Annotated in this window: 18 protein-coding genes and 1 pseudogene; 9 read left to right on the forward strand and 10 right to left on the reverse strand. The window is 28.3% G+C overall.

Annotated features, from left to right (window positions below; all coding sequences use genetic code 4):
* Positions 1-29: 29 nt before the first annotated feature.
* Together Q8852_RS03765 and Q8852_RS03770 are read left to right on the forward strand one after the other, a co-directional pair.
* Positions 30-755, forward strand: a pseudogene (locus Q8852_RS03765) (IS256 family transposase); the annotation flags it as partial.
* A 346-nt stretch (positions 756-1,101) separates the two neighbouring features.
* Positions 1,102-1,227, forward strand: coding sequence for a hypothetical protein (locus Q8852_RS03770; protein ID WP_305937849.1), 126 nt, complete (start codon positions 1,102-1,104; stop codon positions 1,225-1,227).
* A gap of 20 nt (positions 1,228-1,247) precedes the next feature.
* Here Q8852_RS03770 and Q8852_RS03775 read toward each other — a convergent pair whose 3' ends face one another.
* A complete protein-coding gene (locus tag Q8852_RS03775) occupies positions 1,248-1,994 on the reverse strand; it encodes a hypothetical protein (RefSeq protein WP_305937850.1) in 747 nt (248 codons plus the stop codon).
* 134 nt (positions 1,995-2,128) lie between these two features.
* A complete protein-coding gene (locus tag Q8852_RS03780; protein WP_305937851.1) occupies positions 2,129-3,259 on the reverse strand; it encodes a DnaJ C-terminal domain-containing protein in 1,131 nt (376 codons plus the stop codon).
* A 106-nt stretch (positions 3,260-3,365) separates the two neighbouring features.
* On the opposite strand from Q8852_RS03780, the gene Q8852_RS03785 reads away from it, so the two are divergent.
* Together Q8852_RS03785 and Q8852_RS03790 are read left to right on the forward strand one after the other, a co-directional pair.
* Positions 3,366-4,295, forward strand: a complete 930-nt coding sequence (locus tag Q8852_RS03785; protein WP_305937852.1) for an ABC transporter ATP-binding protein — start codon at positions 3,366-3,368, stop codon at positions 4,293-4,295.
* A complete protein-coding gene (locus Q8852_RS03790) occupies positions 4,295-5,146 on the forward strand; it encodes an ABC transporter permease (RefSeq protein ID WP_305937853.1) in 852 nt (283 codons plus the stop codon). Before Q8852_RS03785 ends, Q8852_RS03790 begins: the two co-directional genes overlap by 1 nt.
* Positions 5,147-5,232: 86 nt before the next feature.
* On the opposite strand, the gene Q8852_RS03795 is transcribed toward Q8852_RS03790, so the two are convergent.
* From Q8852_RS03795 to truB, 6 genes are all read right to left on the reverse strand, one after another.
* Positions 5,233-6,540 carry an aldehyde dehydrogenase family protein gene (locus Q8852_RS03795; protein WP_305937854.1) on the reverse strand — a complete coding sequence of 436 codons (1,308 nt, stop codon included), beginning with the start codon at positions 6,538-6,540 and terminating at the stop codon, positions 5,233-5,235.
* Between the two features lie 81 nt (positions 6,541-6,621).
* Positions 6,622-6,888, reverse strand: coding sequence for a 30S ribosomal protein S15 (gene rpsO, locus Q8852_RS03800; RefSeq protein ID WP_305937855.1), 267 nt, complete (start codon positions 6,886-6,888; stop codon positions 6,622-6,624).
* Between the two features lie 180 nt (positions 6,889-7,068).
* The gene (locus Q8852_RS03805; RefSeq protein WP_305937856.1) at positions 7,069-7,821 is read right to left on the reverse strand and encodes a TIGR01906 family membrane protein; all 753 of its coding nucleotides are present in this window, start codon (positions 7,819-7,821) and stop codon (positions 7,069-7,071) included.
* 102 nt (positions 7,822-7,923) lie between these two features.
* Entirely contained in the window at positions 7,924-8,757 is an 834-nt protein-coding gene (locus Q8852_RS03810) for an FAD synthase (RefSeq protein ID WP_305937857.1), read from the reverse strand.
* Positions 8,757-9,575 carry a YcsE-related riboflavin metabolism phosphatase gene (locus Q8852_RS03815; protein ID WP_305937858.1) on the reverse strand — a complete coding sequence of 273 codons (819 nt, stop codon included), beginning with the start codon at positions 9,573-9,575 and terminating at the stop codon, positions 8,757-8,759. Before Q8852_RS03815 ends, Q8852_RS03810 begins: the two co-directional genes overlap by 1 nt.
* Positions 9,563-10,414 carry a tRNA pseudouridine(55) synthase TruB gene (gene truB / locus Q8852_RS03820; protein WP_305937859.1) on the reverse strand — a complete coding sequence of 284 codons (852 nt, stop codon included), beginning with the start codon at positions 10,412-10,414 and terminating at the stop codon, positions 9,563-9,565. Before truB ends, Q8852_RS03815 begins: the two co-directional genes overlap by 13 nt.
* A 78-nt stretch (positions 10,415-10,492) precedes the next feature.
* Here truB and gmk point away from each other — a divergent pair, with 78 nt between their 5' ends.
* From gmk to Q8852_RS03845, 5 genes are read left to right on the forward strand one after another with little or no spacing between them, the layout of a single operon-like run.
* On the forward strand, positions 10,493-11,095 hold the full coding sequence (gmk, locus tag Q8852_RS03825) for a guanylate kinase (protein WP_305937860.1): 603 nt from the start codon (positions 10,493-10,495) through the stop codon (positions 11,093-11,095).
* Positions 11,085-11,861, forward strand: coding sequence for a PP2C family protein-serine/threonine phosphatase (locus tag Q8852_RS03830; RefSeq protein WP_305937861.1), 777 nt, complete (start codon positions 11,085-11,087; stop codon positions 11,859-11,861). Before gmk ends, Q8852_RS03830 begins: the two co-directional genes overlap by 11 nt.
* Complete coding sequence (locus Q8852_RS03835; RefSeq protein ID WP_305937862.1) at positions 11,854-12,843, forward strand: serine/threonine-protein kinase; 990 nt, start codon at positions 11,854-11,856, stop codon at positions 12,841-12,843. Before Q8852_RS03830 ends, Q8852_RS03835 begins: the two co-directional genes overlap by 8 nt.
* Positions 12,843-13,688, forward strand: coding sequence for a ribosome small subunit-dependent GTPase A (gene rsgA / locus Q8852_RS03840; protein ID WP_305937863.1), 846 nt, complete (start codon positions 12,843-12,845; stop codon positions 13,686-13,688). The genes Q8852_RS03835 and rsgA overlap by 1 nt, the downstream gene beginning before the upstream one ends.
* Positions 13,689-13,690: 2 nt before the next feature.
* Positions 13,691-14,356 carry a ribulose-phosphate 3-epimerase gene (locus tag Q8852_RS03845; protein WP_305937864.1) on the forward strand — a complete coding sequence of 222 codons (666 nt, stop codon included), beginning with the start codon at positions 13,691-13,693 and terminating at the stop codon, positions 14,354-14,356.
* Positions 14,357-14,434: 78 nt separating this feature from the next.
* Here the strand turns inward: Q8852_RS03845 and Q8852_RS03850 are convergent, their stop codons facing one another.
* Together Q8852_RS03850 and tig are read right to left on the reverse strand one after the other, a co-directional pair.
* Positions 14,435-15,634 carry an SLAC1 family transporter gene (locus Q8852_RS03850; protein WP_305937865.1) on the reverse strand — a complete coding sequence of 400 codons (1,200 nt, stop codon included), beginning with the start codon at positions 15,632-15,634 and terminating at the stop codon, positions 14,435-14,437.
* A 74-nt stretch (positions 15,635-15,708) separates the two neighbouring features.
* Positions 15,709-17,013 carry a trigger factor gene (tig, locus tag Q8852_RS03855; protein WP_305937866.1) on the reverse strand — a complete coding sequence of 435 codons (1,305 nt, stop codon included), beginning with the start codon at positions 17,011-17,013 and terminating at the stop codon, positions 15,709-15,711.
* Positions 17,014-17,077: the final 64 nt, after the last annotated feature.

Genomic DNA, 17,077 nt, shown 5'->3' on the forward strand with positions numbered 1-17,077 from the left:
AGTGATTACACAACATTTGGTCTACTACCAAGTTTAAGAGCAGAAAACTGCAATCAAAATACATTGCTGTTTTTCTTGATGCAACATATTTTCCTATTAAAAGAGAAACTTATTCAAAAGAAGCTATATACATTGCTTTAGGAATTGATGAAGAAGGGCATAAAGAAGTTTTAGGATTCGCAATAAATCCAACTGAAAACACAATTATTTGAGACGAAATTTTACAAGACTTAAAAAACCGTGGAGTTCAAGAGGTAGGGATATTTGTCACAGATGGACTTCAAGGATTAAAAGATACTGTTCACAATAACTTTCCTAATTCTAAATATCAAAGATGTTGAGTTCATATACAAAGAAATGTATTTGCAAAAGTGCACAACAGAGATAAATTTGAAATAGCAAATGACTTAAAAATGATTTATTCCCAAATCAAGAAGGAAGAAGCAATTAAGGAATATCAATTCTTTTTAGAAAAATGAGAATCTAAATATCCTAGAGTAACACAAGCATTGATAAATATTGAAGATGATTTATTCTCATTTTTTGATTTTCGACTTTCAATCAGAAGAACGATTTACACTACAAATATTATTGAGAGTCTAAATTCAGAAATAAAGTCATCAATGAAAAACAAAAGACAATTTAATTCAATAACAAGTTTAGAAAAATTCTTAGTAACTATATTTGAAAATTACAATAAAAAGGGTATGCTAAGAACACACCCAGGTTTCAAAAATTTGAAATTTATAATATAATTTATCCAACAAAGTTAAGATAACTTTTTTTCATTGCAAAATAAATTTACACAAAATTATTTATAGTCTCTGAAATTTTTACTTTACTCAGTTAACAAGACTTTAAAAGATACTGGTGTAATCGATAGATTTTCAAATGAAAGAGTTATAAAAGCAATTAAATCAGCTGAAAAAGTTGTAAAAGTTGTTGATGGTCAAATAAAAGAAGAAATTTATATACGAAATACTCAAAATTCAGATTATATTTCTGATTTCGAAACAATACAAACAATATTTTCAAAAATTGTACAAGTAATTTAGACATAAAAAATACGAATAGCCCTATTTTTAAGGACTATTCGTTTTTATGCCTTTAAAACTCCGAAACTCAGGAGAAGAAATTAATCGTAATAATATAATTCTATCTATTACTAAAAAACGTTCAACACCACCACAATTTCCATACTTATGGAAAGATATTAAAAAAGCATAGGATACAAACCTATGTTTTTTTTACTCAATTCCTATCTCTTGTTTTAAATCTTCAATATTTACTTTTAACACTTGCTCATAGTATTTTTCACAATCTTTATTTTTGAAAAATTCAAAATACTGTTCTCTTTCTTCAGGTTGAATAATAATAGGTACTAAATTATAATCAAGGCATTGTTTAAACATAATTACTCTACCTAATCACCCAACTCCTGGTATAAATTCTAAGTTTTCAAATTTTAAATGATAATTGAGGATTCTAAGGTATTTTTCTTTTTCATTATTACAATTATTAATCGCAAAATCAAGTTGCTTATTCAAATGCATAATTTCAGCTTTATGCAACTTGTAAAATGTGCTTATGGTATTTTGTCAATTTGTTAAATAAATACCTTGTTTGTTTACAAAGAATCCACCAATTTCTTTAATATCCTTGTAAAGCAGCCTATGTAATGCTTCCATATATTCTAAGTCTAGTTTTGTTTCATTATTAACAATCTCAAAAAATACATTTAACAAGTTTCTTACAACATAGACATCATTTAATCTTTTTGGACCAATAATTTGGTTGTTGAGAAATAATTCCTCAACTTGTTGATAAGTGAAGCAAAATGGATTTTCAAAAATATCCAAATGATCTGCTTCCACTAAATAATTACTATATGCAAAATTAATTGCTAATTCATTTTTATAATTTTCATTTGAATTTATCATATCTAAGATATTGCTAGATTTTAGATTCATTGTTCCTCCTGATTTTAGATTCATTGTTCCTCCTGATTTTAGATTAAAAATCTTTCTTAATTTAATTATAGTCTTTTTATAAAACCTAGCAAAAATCACTCCCCAATATGTGGGAATTTCCACATTTGCAAAGAAAAAAGCTACAGTGTAGCTTTAAACTATTTTGACATATTAACTTTATTCACGAATTTTTCATTTGAATCATCTTTAATATTCGCAAGTACTTCAGTTAATACTTTTTTATCTTTTCTATCTAAATCAGGAATCACAACTCTAAGATGTAATCTTAAATCTCCTTGAATTCCTTTGTAAATCACACCTTTGTGTGGGATTTTAATAACTTTATTATCTGTGTATGTTTTCTTAAGCTTAATTGATACATCACCTCAAGGAGTTGGGACTTTAACATTATTTTCTAGCATAATATCAATGAATGATACTGGGAAATTAAGTTCAATATCATATCCATCTCTAATAAAGTATGGATGATCATCCACTTGGATTTGAATATACATGTCACCAGGTTCTCCACCATTTCTACCCGGTCCTCCGTATCCAGCGACTTTAAGTGTTAAACCTGTATTAGCACCTTCTGGTACTTTAATTGAAACTGTTTTTTGTACTTTAATATATTTTTCACCACGACAGTTTGAACATTTATTTTTAATTATTTTACCCGTTGCATCACATCTACGACATGCTTGTTGGCTCATTTGTTGACCAAAGAATCCTTCAACAACTCTTGTGGTATATCCTTTTCCTTCACAATCAGGACATGAACTTATATCACTAGCACTTTCAGCGCCGCTACCACCACAATGTAAACAAAGTTCTCATTTATCTAATTTTTGCTTAATTGTAGTCCCTTGCATAGCATCCATAAATGAAACTCTAAGGATTGATTTATAATCATCACCTCTTTGTTTACTGCTACCTGCGTATCCGCCACGTTTTCTACCAAATCCACCAAAAATATTTTCAAAAATATCTTGGAAATCTGCTGAAAATCCTTGACCTTGGAATCCTGCACCAAAACCACCAGCTCCCGCTCCAGCATATCCTTTTCCATTAGCTGCATCAGCACCATATTGGTCATAAATTTTTCTTTTTTCAGGATCTGAAAGAATTGAATAAGCTTCGTTTAATTCTTTCATTTTTTCATCGCTTGTACCATCTTTTAATTTATCAGGGTGGTATTGCATAGCAAGTTTTCTGTAAGCTGTTTTAATTTCTTTTTCTGTCGCTGTTTTAGACACTCCTAAAACTTCATAATAGTCTTTTTTACTCATAGTGTATTTATTTTAGCATATTTTGCTCTTATTTGCTAAAATTAAATAATTTTTATAATATAATAGAAAAAATCCAAAGAATACTAAAATAATAGTAGGAGACAATATGGAAGAAAAATATATTATAGAAATAGAACATTTAAATAAATCCTTTAAGAAACAAAAAGCTTTAAATGACTTATCTTTTAAAGTTAAAAAAGGTGAGCTATTTGGTTTTTTAGGACTTAATGGTGCGGGTAAAACTACTACATTAAGCATTATTTTAGGCATTATTAAAAAAGATAGTGGAACAATTAAAGTAGAAGGAGTGGATTTAGATTCGCATCAAGGTAAAAATATTAAAAATAAAATCGGAATTGTTTTCCAAGAATCAATTTTAGATGCAAAACTTAGTGTATATGATAATTTAATGTCTCGTGCCGCAATGTATGCTAAATACATTAAGGATAAAACTACTCAACAACTAGTTGATGATGTAGTCGCTGATTTTGAATTACAAGATTTATTGAATAAACCTTATGGTTCGCTTTCTGGTGGACAAAGAAGAAGGGTAGATATAGCTAGAGCCCTTGTACATAAGCCTGAAATTTTATTTTTAGATGAACCTACTACTGGACTTGATCCCACTTCTCGTAAATTGGTTTGAAAAACTTTAAGAAGAATTCAAAGAGAAAAAGACCTTACAATACTGCTTACAACACACTATATGGAAGAGGCTAATAATTGTAATTTTGCAATAATAATTCAAAAAGGGCAAAAACTTGCTGAAGGTTCACCAAGTGATTTAAAAAATGCTTACTCACATGCAAAATTATATGTTCACCAAGAACCAAATTCAGTATTAGAAGATCTTTTCAGTTCGCATAATGCTAAATATAAATATGCTGACCGTAAATATACAGTTAAATTTAAAACCTATGATCAAGCTAGAGATTTTGTTTTAAAATTCGGTTCAATTTTAAAAGATTTTGAATTAGCTAAAGGAAATATGGATGATGTATTCCTTAATGTAACCAATACGCAAGGAGGTGAATAATGTATCAATTACATTGACTTGTGAAAAGAAACATGAAGCTTTTCTTTAAAGATCCAAAAAAGATTATTATGACCTTCTTTTCACCAATTATAACTATTGTAATTTTTATCCTATTTGGTAGATATTTATTCGCTAGCCAACTAGGAAAAGCACCAATTCCTGATTTAGTTAAAAGTCAATTTGCTGACGGAAGCTTGCTAGTAGGGTTGCTTGGATTAACTTCCTTAACTAATGCAATTTCTCTTTCAGTTTTTATGGTGCAAGATGCTGAGAAAAAGATCTTTAATGATTTAGCAATTACACCAATTAAGCCTTCGATTATTCGCTTTAGTTACTTACTAGTTAATATTCTACTTAATATCATAATTTCAGTTGTAATGTATTTAATTGTTATTATTTATATGGCTGCTAATGGTACACTTGGAGTTATGAGTGTAGCTACTGGATTTATTATTTTAGGAATAATACTTTTAGGTTGTGTATTTAATTCAGCATTATTTAGTTTTATTTTTAGCTTCCTTAAAAGTATTTCAGCTTTCTCAGCACTTTCAGGGGCTCTTTCATCAGTATCAGGATTCTTAATTGGAGCATTTATTCCGCTTACAATACTTCCTGCATGATTAAGTGCTTTTTCAACTGTGCTACCATCAACTGAAGTAGTTTCATTACTTAGATATTACATTTTTTCACAAAACGAAGTATTTGCTTCATTCCCACAAAGTTATGACATTACATTAGCTAATTACTCAGTTCAACCTTGAGTCGGATTTGTTTATGTAGGTGGATTTACAATCCTTTCACTTATACTTGCATATGTATTTACATATAATGCTAAAAGACAAAGAAATTAAATTTAGTTGCCTTCAGGCAACTTTTTAATTAAAAATATCCACCGTAATGGTGGACAACAATTAGAAATTCACAAATTTAAGACAGCCTACTTTTTAACTCAATTTAATAGTTTAACAATTCAGTGCTGATTTTTTGAAAGCATTATTTTTGTCATTGCTTTAGGAGAAATTAATTGAACTTTTGAAGCTTTATAAACCGCTTGTTGATAAGTAAATGTTTTAAATCCAGCCTTACCATGGTAACGACCAATTCCACTGTGTTTTACACCGCCAAATGGTAATTGATTGTTATAAATGAATTTAGAAGTTGAATTATAAACTATTGTTCCAGCATCTAATTTTTCTTGCAGCAAGTTGAAATCAGCCTTATTATTTGAAAATAAATAAATCGCTAATGGTGCATTATTTTGGCTTAATTTTTCAGCTAAAGTTTCTAAATTATCATAAGGAATAATTGGTAATAGTGGTCCAAAAATTTCCTCTTGCATTATTTTGGAATCTCTTGAAGGTTCAAGTAAAAGTATTTTATCCAGATATGAAGTTTCAAGCTCTTCTAATTCTTGAAAATTAATTATTCTTTGTTCAGCATACTTATCAATCATTTTTGCTAGTTGTAAATCATTATTAGTTAGCATGTGATGAATTTGATTTAATGCTTTATTAAACTCAAGCTCAAATTGGCCTTTAACACTTGCATCAATATAAATATGATCAGTAGCTAAACAAGTTTGACCCATATTCATAATTTTGACAAAAATATTATCTCAAACTGCTAATTTAATATTTGCACTTTTAGTAATAATTGCTGGGTTTTTTCCACCTAATTCAAGTACACAAGGAATCATTTTTTCAGCAGCTTTTTTATAAATTTCATTTCCAACTTTATTTGAACCGGTGAAAAAGACAAAATCAGCTTCTTGTTGAATGATTCTGTTAGTTTCTTCTATATCGCCTTTCATTAATAAAACTTGTTGCTTAGTAAAAACGTTTTTAATAATCTTTTCAATTACATCTCTAGAAGCTTGTGCCCGATCAGATAATTTTAAAATTACATTATTTCCAGCAGCAAAAGCGTCTATTAACGGAATAAGAGATAAATTAAATGGATAATTTCAAGTTGATAAAATAAACACTGTTCCATAAGGTTTATGATAAATATAAGACTTACCAGGACGAAGTGACCATGGTGTACGTCTTCTTTTAGGTTTACTTCATTTTTTAATATGTTTTAAATATGAATTGATTTCATTAATTACAGGTAAAATTTCAGTAATTTCAGTTTCATTAACTGATTTATTTAAATCGATCTCTAAAGCAGCATAAATTTCATTCTTGCGGGTAAAAATTTCATTTTTAAGCTTTTTTAATGTTATTTTTATTTCTTTTGCATTCATAATTAATATTATAATACCAATATTTTATTCTCGAGCTAAAATGCAAAAATAAAATGCAGCGCTCGCTGCATATTTTGCTCATTATTTACGGATGTTAAGAGCTTCAATAACTTTGCTGTATTCTTCAAAGTCGTTTTCTCTTAAGTGTTTTAATAACACTTTACGTTGAGCGATTTTAGCTAAGAAACCTCTTTTTGAGTGGTTGTCTTTAGGGTTTTTTAAGAAGTGAGGTTTTAATGACTCAATATCTTCTGTTAAAATTGCGATTTGAACAGATGTGTTCCCTGTATCTTTAGCGTTTTTACCGAATTGTTTTGTTAATTCAGCTTTTCTTTCTTTTGAAACCATAATATTCTCCTTTATTATGTTTTAAACCTAGCGAGTATTTACATACTGACCAAGTCTAAAATTTATGTTTATATAGTTTTAAATATTATAATGTAAAAATGTATTTTGCTAAATAAAATAAACATACTAAAAACTCTAGCACATAGACTTCTTAGTATGTTTTTTATCATTAAAAAGAATTTAACTTATTTTAATTACAAATTCTTTGTCACTTTGTATTTGGGGTTTTTTGTTTCTTTTATGTCTTGAACTAACTTGAATAATGTAAGCAATAATGAATCCAAATGTAAAAGTTGCAAGTAATACAAAAATCATAATTGCATAATTTTTAAATACTTCTTGAGGCAGTAATTTAATAATTTCATCTTGATCAGGATCAAAAATTCAATTATCTTTACCTGGGAAAAATATTTTATGGAAATTATTAAATGCTTCATCAAAATCACAAGCTGCAATTATTAAAATAATTACAAAAACAACTAGTAATGCAATTGAAGCATAAGCGCCTAAAGATATTATTGAAAAATTTTTTTTATATCTTCATTTTCCTCAAATAATTAATAGAACGCTAACAACTAACGAAGCAATAAAAATACCTAAACAGATATTAAATAATTTTCTAACATCTTCGAAATGCAGCAATCCAGCTTTTGTATATGTGACTGGAGAAATATTAAATGTATCAGTTTGATTTTGTAAAAAATCCATTACATTTGCATAAATTTGTGCGATTTGTTTATTGTCTAAATGACCATACGTTCCATCTGGTCCTGCATTTTTAAATCATAACTCATCTAGGTGGTATTTAGGAAATTCTATGTAATAAAGTCATCTAGATATAGTAGTGAAATAAATTGATGCAGATAAAATCAGCAAAGCTAAAGCTATAACTAAAATAACCTTAGTACTTATTCTAAAAATTTTTGTTTTCACATTTTCCTCATTAAATTGAAATAAATTTCTTATTCTTGTATTTATGTTTTAAATTATACTCCTTTAAAAAATGAAAAGTCAACATAAATTGACTTTTAAATCTTAAATTAAGGCATTTTTAGCACGAATTATATCTTTTTCCAAGATTGAGTCATCAAAATTAGAAGTAATTATTCTTACTTGTTTTTTTATTTCTACAACTACACGATGATTATTAAATTGTTCATTAATTTCATATCCAAATAAATGAATCATTCTTTCATGTTTTTTATTAATGTGTAATATTCCATAATAAACAAATTCATCAATATGAAATAAGCTTGCATATAGTCCTGAATGTATTTTTGCTAGTTTAGGATTTATATTAATTTTATTTCCATCTACAATACCAGAGAATGCATAATCATAAACAATTAATGAATTAACGAAATCTAAGTGTCCAAATTCCAAAGACTCCTTTAATTTAGAAGTAGAAATCTTAACATTTAAATCTTTAAGTAACGGGATTACTTGAATATTAAATGTATTATTAAATTCTTCAGTTGCAAAATCCTCTAATTTTCAAGCACCTTGAAAACCAAATTTAAAGTCCTCTCCAGCAATAAAATTTACATATTTGCCTTGCGCTAAGGCTTGGAGAAATTCTAAGCCTTCATAATGTGATATCTTATCAAACTCTAATTGAATAATTGCATCAAAAGGTAAACGAGCTAATTGTTCGTATTTAGCATAATTATCCATGAAAATAGTATCTTTGAATTTAGGCATCCCTTTTTCAGCATTGAAACAAACTAAAATAATTCTTCCACCATTAGCTTGTGCTTGTTTAAATAATTGATAATGTCCTAAGTGAAATGATTCAAATGAACCTAAAATAAAGTTATCAGTATCTTGTGGAGTAAATTCTCCTAAATTATAAATAATTAAATCATTCATTAAATTAACTTAAGTTCCTTAAGTTTTAAGTAAGCTCCATCATATTCACAATCAAGTGCAATATCATTAGCTACACCTTTAATTCATTCATTTGCTCTTTCCATAGCTACACCATAGTAAGCATCTCTTAACATTTCATAATCATTTGAGCTATCGCCAAAGGCAATAAGGTTTTTATCAATTTCATATCCAAGCATTGAACATAAAATATTTAAAGTATGACTTTTTGAAACATTTTTAGGTCCAATAAAAATTCCTCTAGATCATTTAGCTGAAATTTCCATATTTAAATTATTGTCTTCTAAAAACTTAGAAACTTCTTTAGCAATTTCATCTGAACCTTCAACATTAAGTGTAATAACATATAAATCATCACTACTTAAAAGTGATTCATCAAAGTTGTAATAATTTGAAACAAAAGGACGAATAAATCATGAATTTAAATTCATACTTGGAGTTTTAAACACTTTGTCAAAGTCGGTTACAGCAAATGCTGCTACTTTATCCTTAAATGCATTATAAACTTTAATCACTTCATCACGTTTTAAAGTATTTTTATAAACAAACTCTTTTTTATTATTATCAAAAATAAAAGCTCCATTTGCTCCAATGAAATAATCAACCGGAGCAAGTTGGTCTAAAAAATCTCCTATAGTAGCAAATTCTCTAGCTGAAGAAATAACTGTAGTAATTCCATTCATTTTTAGTAATGGGAAAATCTTTCTAGTATTAGTTGAAAATTGTGTAGTTCCATTCGGTAAAATTGTACCATCCACATCGAAAGCAGCAATTTTGATTAAGTCTTTTAATTGTTTCATTTTTCTATCCTTTCTAAAGCGACTTTTTTAGGGTGAAAGACATTATTTTTCACCTCACCAATTGCGCAAATTAAATTTATTTTTGGATTATTAATTAAATAATATCCATCAGGTTTATGTAATTTAAATTCATTTCCATTTTTTAAATATTTATAAGAAAATTCATCTAAATTAACTATTTCAAAATTAATTAAAGATTCTATTGAAACTGCTTCATATTTGCCTACAGGTAAGTTATCTAAAGCAATATTACCTACTTGAGTTCTTTTTAAATAAGACATAAGACAATGTTTATTAACATAAGCTGCAGTATCAACTAAAATGCTACGAATATAAGTTCCTTCTGAAACCATAATTTCTAATGTTGCTACTTGCTTTTCATAATTAAACTCAAGTAAATCATATTTAAATATTTTAATTTTTTGTTCTCTTAATGTTACTTCTTCATTATTTCTAGCATAATCATAAGCTTTTTTACCATTAATCTTTTTAGCACTAAAAATAGGTGGAATTTGACTTGTGGTAGTTTTCATATATGCTATTGCATCATTGAGCTCCTCTAAAGTTATTTTTTCTTCGTTATGAGTTATGATTTCTCCATCGATATCATATGTATCTGAAGATTTCCCAAATAAAGCTTTAGCAATATAAGTTTTATTTTTATCATCAATATATTGCAGCATTTTAGTTTCAAAATCAGTTGCTACTAGCATTAAACCTTCTGCTAAAGGATCAAGAATTCCGGTGTGACCTATTTTTGAAGCATTTAATTCTTTCTGCAAACTGCGTACAGTTTTATTAGCAAATACTCCTGATGGTTTATTAAATTTGTAAAACATATAACCTCTATTTTAATATAAATATTAAAATAATTATAGCAATATAAAAAAATATTTTAAGGTATAATATGTTTAATTATGGATAAAAAGAGCCCAATTATTATTTTCAGCGGACCTAGTGGTGTAGGTAAAGGAACTGTAGAAAGATTGCTTTTTGAATACGATGAATTGAATTTATCGTTATCTTGTTCTGCGACTACGCGACTTCCACGTGAAGGTGAACTAGATGGAATCCATTATCACTTCATTGATATTGATAGATTTAGAGACAAAATCAAAAGTCGTAAATTTATCGAATTTTCATATCACTTATCAAATTATTATGGAACATTATATTCTGAATTAGACAAGATTCATGCGAAACATAAAGTACCAATGCTTGAAATTGAAACTAATGGAGCAAAACAAATTATTAAGAAATTTACTACTGATTCAAAAGAATCTGAAAAGTATAACTTAATCACTATTTTCTTAGCACCTCCTTCAGTTGAAGATTTAAGAAAAAGAATTATTAAACGTGGTTCAGAAAACGATGAAACTCTTAAGCAAAGACTTAAAAAAGCTGAAGAAGAAATCGCTGATTCACATTTATTCAAATACAGAATTATTAACGATGTTCCTGAAAGAGCAGCAGAAGAAATTAGAGCTATTCTGCACAAGGAGTTAGGAATTGACAATTAAGTATTTTTTAGATTCATTACAAGGAATAAGACCTAAAAATGATGATAGAGCAAGTGTTTTACAAAATTCTAAAGCAACACTTGCTATTTTATGTGACGGAATTGGTGGACATGCTTTTGGTGATGAAGCTGCCCAACTTGTAATCGATACTTTTAATGATGAATTCCAAAATAATTTTTTCATAAAAAATAATCTTACTGCTAAGCAGTGAATTTTTTCAACTTTTGAAAAAGCAAAAAATCGTTTAAAACAAGAAGCTTTTAGTGATGTTAATAAAAATTCTATGGGGACAACTGCTGTAGGATGTTTAATTCTTTATGAAACAAAACAAATTGTTGTTTTTAACTCTGGAGATTCACGTTGCTACATTGTTAATAATACTGAATTAGTGCAAATAACAATTGATCATAATTTAGAAAACAAACTACTGGCTGATGGTTTAAGTTCAAAAGATTTAGAACTTTATAAAAACATTAATTCAAATCAACTCAAAGCCCTTACTAGTGCTGTACTACCTAATTACAACACTTTAATTGAAATCTTTGAAATACCAACTAAAGGATTTGAAAGTATTAATAAAATATTACTTACATCAGATGGTGTACATGGATTTATGGATAAAAATGAATTAGAATTATTCATGCTTCAAAACAAAGACATCTCAATCATAGGTAAAGAAGTTCTTGAGAATGCAATTTTATCTGAGTCAACAGATAATATGACATTAATAATTTTAGAATTGCAACATGGAGGCGAAAATGAGTAATTTTAATATTCCTGCTAGTTCTAAAGTTCACTCCAAATACAATATTGAAAAAATGATTGGAAGCGGTGGAATGGGAACTGTGTTCTTAGTTACCAGTAAACAAAATAATCAAAAATATGCCTTAAAATTCATGGCTAATGTATTTGATAAGGTTGCTTACAAAAGATTCTCAGAAGAAGCTAAAATGCTTGGAAAAATTCGTTCTAAACATATTCCTAAGTTAATTGATTACTATGGTGATGAAGTGGAACAATTTTATGTTATGGAATATATTTCAGGGAACACTTTGTATAATATCATCAGAGCAAATGGTTCTTTGAATATTAAAAAAGCTAAAACATATATTAATAAAATTGCTGAAGGTGTGGGTGAATTACACAATAATGGAGTAATTCACCGTGATATTAAAAGTCAAAACATTATCATTGATGATTCACACAATGTTAAAATTATTGACTTAGGTATTTCACTTTCACCTGAATCTCAAAGACTTACAAAAGTAAATGCTGTTATTTGTAGTCCGTATTATGCAGCTCCTGAATATACAATTAAAGGTGCACAAATTACTAAAGCCGTTGATATTTATGCCTTGGGTGTAGTGTTATTTGAAATGCTAACTGGACAATATCCTTATGAAGGCGCTCGTGATCAAGATACAATAATGATGCATTACAAAAACACTTTTCCTTCTCCAGCAGTTTATAAAGATATCCCTCAAGCAATGTGTAATGTGGTGCTTAAGGCAACTGCTAAACGTCCTGAAGATAGATATCAAAACGTTTATGAATTTCAAGAAGATTTAAAAACGTGTCTTAGTGCTGAAAGAGCTTATGAAGCTCCACTTAACCCTAAGACATTGAAGAAAAAGAAAAAATTAGCAGATATTATTAATTCAAATGTTTTCTTAATTACATCGCTAGTAGTTGTTATTTGCTTAATCATAATTATTTGTGTAACACTTGCTGCATTGGGGTTAATTTAATGGAATATAAAGTAATTGAAATCGTTGCTGGTATTTATACAGTTCAAAATGAAAACGAAACATTAAAGATACCTGCTGCAGGTAAATTAAGATATCTCGAAACTTCTCCAGTCGTTGGAGACAATGTCATAGTGCAAAACGGTGTTATAACTAATATTCTTACAAGGAAAAATTCATTTATTCGTCCAAAGGTTGCTAACATTGATCAAATGATAATTTTCATGTCAATTCAGCATCCTAAATTTCAAACTTTTTTGGTTGATAAATATCTTGCTATTATTGAATCCAAAAATATTAAACCTATTATTTTTATTACTAAAGTGGATTTAGACCCTTCATATGCCCAAGAAGTTCAAAAATACTATCAAGATATGGAATATGAGGTCTATTTAATCAATAATAAAGATTTATCTTACACTGAAAAAATTGAGCATTTATTTGAAAATAAATACTCTGTTTTCATGGGTCAAAGTGGTGTAGGAAAAACTACAACACTCAATAATCTTGGTGGACATAATTTTTCTACTCAAGAAATTTCTAAAGCTTTAGGAAGAGGAAAACATACCACAAGAACTGTTTCTATTATTAGTTTTAAAAATGGTTTCTTAATTGATACACCAGGATTTTCTTCACTTAGTTTAGATTTAGATAAAGAACAACTTGCAAAAAGTTACTATAGCTTTAGAAATCTTGCTTTAAGTTGTAAATTTAGAAACTGCTTACATAAAAACGAAAGTGAAAGTGAATGTGCCGTAAAACAAAACATTGGTACAAAGCTTATTCCACAAATAAGATATAATAACTATATTAAATTATTAGATGAAATTGATAAAGAAAGGAAATAATAATGCAAAAATACGTTACACCTAGTCTTTTAAATGTTGAAGCTGATAAAAGACTTCAAATGGCTGATACACTTGTTGAAAATGGAATCAAATGAATCCACTACGATGTTATGGATGGTAAATTTGTTCCTAATACAGCTATTCAAATTAGCGAAATTGCAAATATTGCTAAAAACGGAAAACCTCACATCAAAGATGTTCACTTAATGGTAGTTAATCCATATGATTATGTTGAGGACTTAAGAAATATTGTTGATATCATTACATTCCACTATGAAGCTATTGAAAATGATTTAGAAAAATTCGAGGAATTCCTTGAAAAGAATCACCATGATCTTAAAATTGCTTTAGCAATTAAACCAGATACACCAGTTGCTGCTGTTAAACCATATTTAAATCGTTTAGTACTTGTGCTTGTGATGTCTGTAGAACCTGGAGCTGGAGGACAAAAATTTATGCCTGCTGCTTTAGATAAATTAAGTGAATTAAAACACCTTAGAAATGACTTCGGATATGATTACTTAATTCAAGTTGATGGAGGAATTAATGCTACTACAGGACCAGAAGCTTTTGCTGCTGGTGCTGATGCTTGTGTTGCGGGTACATACATTGTTGTAGAACCTACAAAAGAAAGAATTAATACTGTTTTAGGAAAATTCGCTAAATAATATGATACGGGGAACCGTATTTTATTTTGGCCTATGACAAAGGTATAAAAAATACGGAAGCCGTATTAATTATAAGTATTAAATCTTAATTATTCAAGAATCCTTAAATGCAAGAGGTTCTTGAATTTTTTCTTCTTTTTTAGCAGGTTTGTTTTTGTGAACAATTCCTTTAAATCAAATATTATTCATAATTTTTGCATATTTAATATTACAAAATACCACAAGAGCTAAGGAAGTAAAGAATAAGAATATTCCAATTGCAAACAGCACTCAATAAACACCTTCAAATGTATAAGCATTTGTTTCATTATGGAAAAAGTATTCAGCAAATCTAATTGTTCCTGTTGCTGAAACTGCTGCAGGGAAGGTTAGTGAAGTTCAAGACATTGAATATTTCTTTAGCATTAATGATTTAACTAAAATAGCGTAATATAAAGCTACAGATACAGCTCCATAACAAAATAGTATGATTGAAATAATTTGGAAGAATAAAATATTGTTAAAAATTGTTTGAGAATAAGCTAGTGGAGCTTCTAGACGGTGTGGGTTAAATGCTACTAAAAACCCTACCGCCATCATATTTGCAGGTGAAGCAAATATCGCCATAGAAGGTATATCTGAAGAACGTGAGTGTGGCTTAAATAAGAATTTATAAAATACATAAGGGTACATTATTAAAAATATCGCAAACCCTAAGAATCAAATTGCTTGTCAGTAGTATAAAGGCATAATATCACCTAAATCATCCACATAAGCAGCTGAAATTGCTAATCCAACTAAAGGAACAAATCATGATGCATATGCCTCACCTAATCAAGCTTCTTTTTTAAATAAAACAAATTTTAGAAAGAAACCTAAGTAAATTAATTGACAAGTTACTGCTGTAACAACAATAATTGTTGGTAGGATTAATAAATAATGACGTAAGACCTTATCTTGTATAAAGGTAGTTAAAATCCAGCCTAGAGAGTTTCCCAGTAAGCAGAAGCAAAGGAATAAAACCCCTACCATTCCAGCTACATGAGGAACTTTTATTTCCTCTCAAATAGTTTTTGGTTGTAAGCTATAACGAATGCAAGTTAAAACTACATAAAAGACGCATATGCACATGCAAAAAACTTGCAAGGCTAATTGTATATACATCATATTTGCTCACTTGGTAGCATGCTTTAAATAATCAAGTAAAAATGTACCTGTAGTAGCAATTCCCATTGTTCCAAGAGCTACACCATTTACTCCTAGTGGTGTAGCTAAAAGTTTTTCTTTAATATTTTGCATATTGCAATTTTATAACTTATTTTAAGCGATAAAAATTTTTTTATAAAAAAATAGCAACAATGTGCTATTTAATATTATTTAACAATTTCTTTGAAATCTTTTTCAAGTTTTTCAGCTTGTTCTGGGTTAATTTCACTTAAGATAAGGCTCATTCTTAATGATGAAATAACAAATTCATGAGCTGATTCTTTTGAGAATCCAAATTCAATAAATTTCTTAGTAAATTCATTTACTTGTTCTGGTGTTGTGTTTACTGGATATTTTCTAACTAAGTATCCGTAAGCTTCTGCTTTAGTAACTTGATCTAAAGCTTGTTTTTTGAATTCTTCTTCTAAGTCTTTTTCTGTTGATTTAATTAATTGTAAGTATTCTTGTTTTTTGATTCCGTATTGTTTTAATGAGTTATCAAATTGTTTTTTACTGTTTTCAACGTGAGCTGTTAATAATGATTCGTGAATTACTGGGTGAGCTTTTTCAATTAATTGTCCAACTAATTCTTCGTAGAAGTTAACATTAGCTTCAACAAATTTTCTAACTCTGATATTTCCTTTTAAAACATTTTCTAATGATTTTAAATCTGTAACATTTGGATCTTGGAACATTTTAACATTTTCATCAGTTAATTTAAATAATTTAAGTCTTTTAACTTCGTTAATTGTTACTTGGAAAACAGCTTCTTTATTTTGGTATTCTTTTACAAAGTAATCTGCTGGGAATTTAACTACAACATCACCTTTGTAGCCTTTTGTTTTACCAATAAGTTGATCCTCGAATCCTGGAATAAATGTTTTTGACCCTAATTTAAGATCGTAGCCTTTAGCTTCTCCGCCTTCAAATGGTTCATTATCAATAAATCCTTTGAAGTCGATGTTTACTGTATCACCTTCAACTGTTGTTGTTTCGTTGTCTTCAACTAATTCTTCAACTGACATGTTTTGTTCTAAATCTTTAATCATGCTTTCAACATCTGATTTAGTAACTTTAACTGGTGTATATTTTAATTTAAGATCTTTTTCATCAACATTGAATTCTGGTGCAATTACAAATGTGTATTCAAGAACTAAATCACCTTTTTTATCTAAGTCATATGAAAGAATTGGTTGTGAGTAAGCTTTAATTTCTTTTTTAACAGCATATTCAATTACTTCGGTAAAGTGTGCATTGTGGAAGAATTTAGCTGCTTCACCAAAAACAACTTCTGGATCAAGTTGTGCTTTTAATTTTTCAACTGGTGCTTTACCTGGTCTGTATCCTTTAACTTTAACTTTTTTAACTAATCTATTTGATACTTCATCTAATTTCTTTTGAAATTCTGATGCATCAACAACATATTTCACAACTACTTGTGCTTTGTCTTTATCTTCTGTGTGTTTAATCATTTTTTCTCCTAAAATGTTATTTAAATTTAATTATTTATATTTTACCTTTTTTTATTCTTTTTAG

This window comes from Mycoplasma seminis (assembly GCF_030718845.1).
Lineage (GTDB): Bacteria > Bacillota_I > Bacilli_A > Mycoplasmatales > Metamycoplasmataceae > Mycoplasmopsis > Mycoplasmopsis seminis.